Raw genomic sequence first — 7,646 nt, 5'->3', positions numbered from 1 at the left:
ATTCCGTAACGCTTCAACGCATGAATTACTCCATACGCTGGTTACTGACTAAGTGGCTGCCCTACCTTTACCACTACAGGACTTTCACCTGTTAGCATTTGCCAGCTTTGCTGGACGCACACATCAAGACCACTGTCTCCACATGAGTTGAGGGGCAGAATTGATGTCTGCATCGGCCCTCATACTACCCAAGATTTCAAATGTAACAAAATCAAAGAAGATTAGTCAAAATACGTAACTGAAAAGATGTAATCAGCATATAGTATAACAAAACTATAATATGGGGGATGAATATGAAGAGGATATTTTTACTTTTACTTACGATGATTATATGCTTGCCAATCCTTTCAACCAATGTATATGCAGACTCTCCGCCAGCAACACTTACCGTAGATGGTGTACTAATTGGTTCGTACCCATCTGTGCAAGCAGCAGTAGATGCCGTTGTTACAACCATAGGAAGTAATTTTGTTATTGAAATAGCAGCAGGTACAGTTACCGACCAGCTCAATATCGCACAACAACCAAATAAAAATGTCGTAGTGAAACCACAACCTGGGGCAACAGTAACATTTAAAAATACAATTGTTGTAGATGGAAATGGAAATCTTAATAGTCCGGAAACTCTGTTAATACAAGGGCTTAATTTTGATTTATCATCCGGAACTCCTGAAAATTGTATTCATTTTAACTTAATACCACCAAGAGTTGGATATTGCTATCCACATAATGTAACCATTAACGGATGTACCTTCAAAGGTGTATTGGGAACCACTGTAGCAGTTCAAAGTGTAGGCGGAGGTTCTAGAAACATTGCCATACTCAATTGTACTGCTACCAATATGCACAGCCTTGCACAGTTCAGAGCTGTATCTGGTTATGCTTTTGTTCAAAACTGTACTTTAAGTAATTCTGAAAATGGAGTAAACTTCTATGGCCCTGGAAATTTAGTTATTGATAGTAATAAATTAGAGGTACAAGGCTATGCAGTTCGCAGCGGTCAAAGTTCAGGTAGCATTATTACTACAGGATCGGTAACAATAAATAATAGTATATTGAAATCAGATTCCACAGAAGATGGTACACTTGTATTAAGAGGTGACAGCACAAATAACATTATTATTATTCATTCTACTATTACAAATGCAAACGTAAATGGTGCTGGTATTCAAAACCTTAATGAAGCTAGTGAAGGACTCTATAAAATTGACATTGTAGAGTCAGATATAAATGGGCATATCACCGGTATTATTCCATCAACTATAGCAGTAATAGATGATCCAAATGTTCCTAATGGCCCTGTTAGTATAAATGGCAATGGTTCCGATGATAATATACTTTCTCAAATTTTAAGAATAATTTTAACAATACTGCTGATTATACTTTTAATCATACTCATTCCTTTAGCTTTCCTATTTAATAAAATTAAGAGTTTTTTTTGTAAATCTAAATAGATATGTTATGTTATAATTAACCAAATATTAAAAAGATGAATAAAGCCATGGGAATTTGAACATTTAATCAAGCTTCCTATGGCTTTTAAATCATCATACTATTTGGATACTCACCTAACCAGGAGTTCAACATGCCTTTAAATTAGTATCAACTGAATCAGCTTATCCCCTGGCTTTTCCTTTGCAAAACCCTAAAAACAACCTGTTTTATTTGCTTCTTGGCATATTATACCATTACTATAGCACTTTTCTTCGTTTTAATATTAACCACCACTTCAAACCGTCCCTCTTCTATCCCTGTGGATATTCTATGCCCAATATATCGACAATAAGATGCTGCAAGCCTTTCATGGGACTAGGGATAGGTATGTCAAGAACGTACATTAAACCTAATACAAGAGCAATGACATATAGGATAGAAAAAGCTGTAAGTTCCCTCCATTCCTTTCTCTTTAAAAGCCCCGGGACGTTGATTATTATGATGAAAGCATAAATCAATATAATAAATATCATGTTCCCTTACCCCTTTCGGACTTCGGTAAACCGCGTATTTTCGCAATCAATAACGATAAGGGTGGGATAATAAATACAAGCGGAGTGGAATATATAATGCCTGCATTTTGTGTAATCATAGTATGATCTACAGGTGATTGGTAAACAGTAGCAGCAATAATGACCTCGATGGCGGCTAAAGGTAAAACCAGCGGTAAATATGACTTTAAACCAAGTAATTGTGAGATAGCCACTACCAATACATAAAAGAAAAGGCTGCATTTTAAAAATATCAATATCGTCTGTCCAATACCTATCAGAAAATCCATCCTTGTTAACACAGTCCCAATATCAATAAGACGGATTGACTGAAAGGATGGAGAAGTCCATATAGTTTGTGTCCTGCCTAAAACAGCTGTGTTTCTGGCAGCTCCAATAAGAAGACTTACCGCGCCGATTAATAATCCAAAAAAAGTGTTTTTAACTACATGCTCAGTATTATTCAGGCACCCCATAATTATTAGAAAAGCCACCGTTTCCCCAAAGGGAATCATCGACACAATATGAATACCCTGAAATATTCTTATAAACGGCAGCTCAAAAAACGGTAAAAATTTGGAGAAATCCATTTGGTCAATCAAAAAGATGAATGTACTAATTAATATAAATATCCCGGTAACTACAAACAGATGGCTTATCCTTGCCAATACTTCTATACCTTTAGTAACAGCATATGTGCAGGTAGCAGTAAAAACTACCAGCAGGAAAACAAACGGTGTGTCTGGCATTAAAAAAGTTGTATATAGCTCACCTACATCACGAATATTAAAAGACAAAGTCATTAAAAAAAAGAAAATATAATATACCGATACAACTTTTCCCAGAAAACGTCCATATACCATATCATTAATTTGAACTAAATTCATCCCTGGGAACCTTTTTGCAAGCACTGCATAGGAAAGAACAACAGGGGTTGTTATAGCAAGTGCTGCTAATATAACCATCCATGTTTGGTGTTCAGTTAATCCTACTGTAAAATCTATCAATAAAACTGACCCTTGAACAAAACCGGCAATTAAGAAAAGTAATTGCTGACTGCTGATTTTCCCTTTTTCAATGCTCATATCATTTCTCCTATTCACTCGGCGATGCAGGTTTTTTTAATAAATCGGTTTTTATTATCTTTGTTTCAACGTCAATGTTTAATTCTATAGTTGGATATATTTCATCCCAATTATCTTTTAAAGTCTTCCACTCTTTGCTGTACTTTTTATGTAGCATTTCGCCAAAACCAAAAATATCGGCATTCAATTCAACGGACTTATTAAAGGCTGCCATTGCTTCCTTTCTGATAACTTCTGCCGAAGCTTCTTGTATTTTTTCAAACGCTTCATTGGTTGCCAGGTTTTCGGATGTAGTCTGTTCTGAAAGGCTCGACTCCTCTCTAATTTTTATATGCATTACAATTTTGCCATCTTTTATTTCCGGTGTTACTTTGCTTTTGGCTTTTATAATTTCTAGAACAGCCTTTCCTTGTTCATTAGGCGAAGGAACAATTATCACGCCGCTTTTCACTTTACCGAGTATCCATAAAAGGCCCCGGACATCATCATGGGTTAGTTTGCTAACCATTTTACCCTTTTTAAAAACAACCATACCCGACACATAAACATCCTTGTACTCCCCATCCTGAATAATACTGACTAAAGGTACCAGCTGAGCTTTTGTAGGATTTAGCAGACATGAGGCAAAATCTTCCATATTCACTTTATAGAAATTGGATGTAAAACCATAGGTCTTAATGAGCTTTGCAATATTTACAGCAGGAAACTTTTCAGTTTCAGGTTTGGCATTCAAAACGTCTGAAGCCCTATCCTCGGCAATAAGGATCAATGCAGTAGGTCTCATTTCATGGGCGCGTAAAAAGAAATCAATATATTCCTGTAAACCCTCTTTAGCTATGTCTTTCCCGAAAATCACAGCCTGATTGTGGGATATAAAAAGCCTGTTCCCTGTCTTGTGTGTTATTTGTCTTACTGCGTCAAAAACTGAATTTCCCCTGCTGGAAACATTCCAAAATGCCTTGCTGTCTTCTCCTCTGCTTTCATTTTCTGACGCTTTTCCTGCTGTAGCTTTAACTACCTGTGCTGTCAGCAAAATGTTTTCAGGATTCTCATCCTTATCAACTCCCATTCCTATTACAATTTCCAAATCATTTATTTCCCTTGCGCCTATACAGCCGGATAAGATAAACAACATTAAAAAGCAAGAAATTAATTTCATATTTGATAATTTCATCTTTTTTCCCATTGCAACCTCGCTACTTTTATTTTGAATCAATGTTGTCTTTCTTATATGGTGACGGCATTAAGCCCGGATTTTGGTTGTTGGAATCGAAATCGTTCCAGACAATAGCCTTAGGACGCTTTGACATTGCCCATAGCGGCATCCTTATAAAAACATCCTTTAAACCTGAAAAGTTTAACGGTACTACTGGCCATAAATATGGTGTTCCAAAAGATCTCAAAGATGCAAGATGCAGCAATGTTCCCAAAAGGCCCATAATTACACCAAAACCACCGGCAATTCCGGCAAGTGCAAGATATATATACCGCAGTATTGTTCCGGAATCGGTCTGTGCCGGAACAGCAAAGCTTGCAATGGCTGTTGAAGATACAACAATTACCATGATAGGACTTATAAGGCCGGCCTCAACAGATGCTTGCCCCAGTACAATAGCTCCAACAATACCAACTGTTTGTCCTACTGATTTCGGCAACCGTACCCCAGCTTCTCTTAAAAGGTCAAAGGCAAATAACATCAAAAAAGCTTCCATTATTGCCGGAAAAGGAACTCTTTCGCGCCCTTCCGCTATAGATATCAACAGCTGGGTAGGTATCAGCTCCTGATGGAAAACAGTCAACGCTACGTAAATTGCAGGCCCTAGAGTACTGATTATATAGGACAAAAATCGTATTATTCGTATAACGCTTGCAAAAAACGGTCTTGCATAATAGTCCTCCACGCTTTGGAAGCTTTCGATAAACACCATGGGCGCCACAAGAACAAAAGGTGTACCGTCAACCAGAATAGCAGCACGTCCTTCGAGTATCTTTGCTGCAACCTTGTCAGGTTTTTCACTGTTTGAAATTGTAGGGAAAATAGAGTAAGGATTATCCTCAATGAATTGCTCAATATATCCTGATTCAAGAATGGCTTCTATTTTTATCCTTTTCAGCCGCATTCTAATTTCTTCAATCAGTTTCGGATTGGCCACACTTTTAATATATACAATGTATACATCCGTTTTTGACTTATCACCAATTACAAACTTTTCTATACATAAGTCAGTGTCTTTAATTTTTCTACGCAAAAGAGCAATGTTTACTTTTACATTTTCAACAAAGCCTTCTCTTGGCCCACGTACGACAGACTCTGTTCCTGGTTCTTCAATGCCACGGGATTCCCTCTTCTCGGATTTGATGACCAAAGCCTCTTTTGAACCATTTATCAATAGAATGGCTGCTCCTGCCAATAAATTGTCAAGCAGATCGCTTAACAGCGTCACTTTCAGGTTATCTGTTGTGGAAATTAAATTCTTTCTGATAGTATCAATTTTGGTAAAATCCATATCAACATTATTCTGGAGCAGTAATACGTCATACATTAAAGGCTGCAGAATATTTTTATGGATTTCTGCCTTATCTGTTAAGCTATCGATAAAAATCAGAGCACCTTTAAATTTTCTGTCATGCCCAAAGTTGAACTCGTGAGTTGTTACATCGCTACTGTCGCGCAGAATACCTTTAATTACCTCCAGGTTTTTTTCTAAATCAGGTGATATTGGTTCACTATTGTTCTTACCTGGTTTAGTATTCTGAAGCATACATTCATTTTTATTTTTTAAAGAAAAATAGCGAATTTTCTTAAAAAGATATCCAAACATAAATAATTCTTCCCAAGTAGTTTTTATTTATTTTTTACTTTCATGGGCAATTTATTCACTAACTGAAAAATACTGAATGCTCAACGGATTCCATTATTATGAATACAGTTATATCTTTCAACGCTTGTAAACAATCTGTTGAATATATCAAAAATCAATTGGGGAGAATGGGCTTAAAAACCGATATATATAGATATCTCAACTATGGGAGAGCAGAATATAAAAGAAATGATTCACCTTATCAATCACTTGAATGTCACAGTAAATACTTTAAATAATATTGAGGGAGAGTTATGAAAACAGCCATTGTTTATTATTCGCGGCATCACGGAAACACTAAAAAACTTCTTGATGCAATTGCAACAGTGGATAATGTAACGCTAATCGATGTTACAAAGCACTCTGCTTATAGTTTAAGTGAATTTGACCTGATCGGCTTCGCGTCGGGCATTTATTACCAAAAATTCAGCAAGAAGGTGCTTGATTTCGCCAAAAGCAATCTACCCTTCAACAAAAAGGTCTTCTTTATATATACCTGTGGAATAAAGTTTCATTTCTATACTAAGGCAATCCGTGCAGTGGTAAGCGGGAAAAATGCCGATATAGTTGGTGAATACGGTTGTCCCGGATTTGACACATTTGGCCCGTTTAAAATCGTAGGAGGGATACGAAAAGGCCGACCAAACGAGAAAGATATTGCCAGAGCAGTACAATTCTTTAGAAGGATATCCAAATGAATGAGAAAATATTTAAACGCAAGTCGTCAGGAAATTTAATGTAAATGGTATTTTTGTGGCTGTATTAACTCAGAATTACCTGGAATAGTATTCATCTGATGCAACCGATCTTGCACCAATTTCCTTAAACAGAGCATATGCTTTTTTATCATCTTTGTCTTGCAATGCTTTTATTATATTGTTCACAAAATATCCTCCGTCACCTTGTTATACATCTTTCATCTGCTTCAAGAACATCCTTTGTCTATCGCCTGTATAATCTATTTTTATGCAGATAAATCATCTGGAGTTTTTGTGGTACAACCGTCTCAACGAAACCACAGGTAAAAAGCCTGCAGTTCTGCCCCAGCTGGTTCCACATAAAAGACATCATCAATAATCTTTTGGATGTAAAGTATCAAAAGGCGCATAGTAGGTTTTATATCCATTGCTGATCGCAGTTTCTCCAAGTTGTGACAGAACCCCCGTCCCCTTGTCATTTATGAATACCATGATCAGCTGCCAGCTTTGAAGTGATTACGCCTTTACTGTTTCTAATGAATGCATCCAGCTTTTCTGTTCCAGTCATCATATCATCCCTTGTTGACAATTTTGCTTAAATTGTAATTTATAGAAGCATAATTGTCAAGATTCAATTGGAATCATTTGTAAAATTATAAAAATCACGATAAATATCAATGATGAGAATCAAGTTTATACAACATCTATCCTATCTCTTCAACCTATGCGTTATCTAATCTGACAACTCAACCCTACCAATTTTTGATCTCAAAATTCACCGCAAAAATACTCTCTCGATATGTTTCCGTGTACGCATTTATGCCCTTAAGGTTGAGTAGACAACTTTGATGCAACCCAACAAACCCAGTAAAATCAAGGTTTACAACCTTGATAGAGTAGAGCAGTGGGATTGCCACCGCCCCCTCATCAAACCGTACGTGCGGTTTTCCCGCATACGGCTTTCCGATATTCTTCTTCCTTCAGCATTCAGCCGCAAATACTTGCTAGTCCTGCCTG

At 36.8% G+C, this 7,646-nt stretch carries 7 protein-coding genes; 2 read left to right on the top strand and 5 right to left on the bottom strand.

The window, feature by feature from the left end; all coding sequences use genetic code 11:
- Positions 1–41: 41 nt before the first annotated feature.
- The gene (locus EFD62_RS18245) at positions 42–173 is read right to left on the bottom strand and encodes a hypothetical protein (protein ID WP_268919990.1); all 132 of its coding nucleotides are present in this window, start codon (positions 171–173) and stop codon (positions 42–44) included.
- A 120-nt stretch (positions 174–293) separates the two neighbouring features.
- Between EFD62_RS18245 and EFD62_RS16810 the strand changes: the two genes are divergently transcribed.
- On the top strand, positions 294–1,454 hold the full coding sequence (locus EFD62_RS16810) for a hypothetical protein (RefSeq protein WP_128706552.1): 1,161 nt from the start codon (positions 294–296) through the stop codon (positions 1,452–1,454).
- Between the two features lie 291 nt (positions 1,455–1,745).
- Here EFD62_RS16810 and EFD62_RS16805 read toward each other — a convergent pair whose 3' ends face one another.
- From EFD62_RS16805 to EFD62_RS16790, 4 genes are read right to left on the bottom strand one after another with little or no spacing between them, the layout of a single operon-like run.
- Complete coding sequence (locus tag EFD62_RS16805) at positions 1,746–1,967, bottom strand: hypothetical protein (RefSeq protein WP_128706551.1); 222 nt, start codon at positions 1,965–1,967, stop codon at positions 1,746–1,748.
- Positions 1,964–3,070, bottom strand: coding sequence for a GerAB/ArcD/ProY family transporter (locus EFD62_RS16800; protein WP_128706550.1), 1,107 nt, complete (start codon positions 3,068–3,070; stop codon positions 1,964–1,966). The genes EFD62_RS16805 and EFD62_RS16800 overlap by 4 nt, the downstream gene beginning before the upstream one ends.
- A gap of 10 nt (positions 3,071–3,080) precedes the next feature.
- Entirely contained in the window at positions 3,081–4,256 is a 1,176-nt protein-coding gene (locus EFD62_RS16795; protein WP_128706549.1) for a Ger(x)C family spore germination protein, read from the bottom strand.
- Positions 4,257–4,272: 16 nt separating this feature from the next.
- Positions 4,273–5,892, bottom strand: coding sequence for a spore germination protein (locus EFD62_RS16790; protein ID WP_128706548.1), 1,620 nt, complete (start codon positions 5,890–5,892; stop codon positions 4,273–4,275).
- Positions 5,893–6,185: 293 nt separating this feature from the next.
- Between EFD62_RS16790 and EFD62_RS16780 the strand changes: the two genes are divergently transcribed.
- Positions 6,186–6,629, top strand: a complete 444-nt coding sequence (locus EFD62_RS16780; RefSeq protein ID WP_128706547.1) for a flavodoxin family protein — start codon at positions 6,186–6,188, stop codon at positions 6,627–6,629.
- The last annotated feature ends 1,017 nt before the right edge of the window (positions 6,630–7,646 follow it).

The sequence above is a fragment of the Acetivibrio mesophilus genome, from assembly GCF_004102745.1.
In the GTDB taxonomy this organism is placed as follows: domain Bacteria; phylum Bacillota; class Clostridia; order Acetivibrionales; family Acetivibrionaceae; genus Hungateiclostridium; species Hungateiclostridium mesophilum.
The sequence above is the reverse complement of the archived record's forward strand: the minus strand, read 5'-3'. Positions and strand labels throughout refer to the sequence as shown.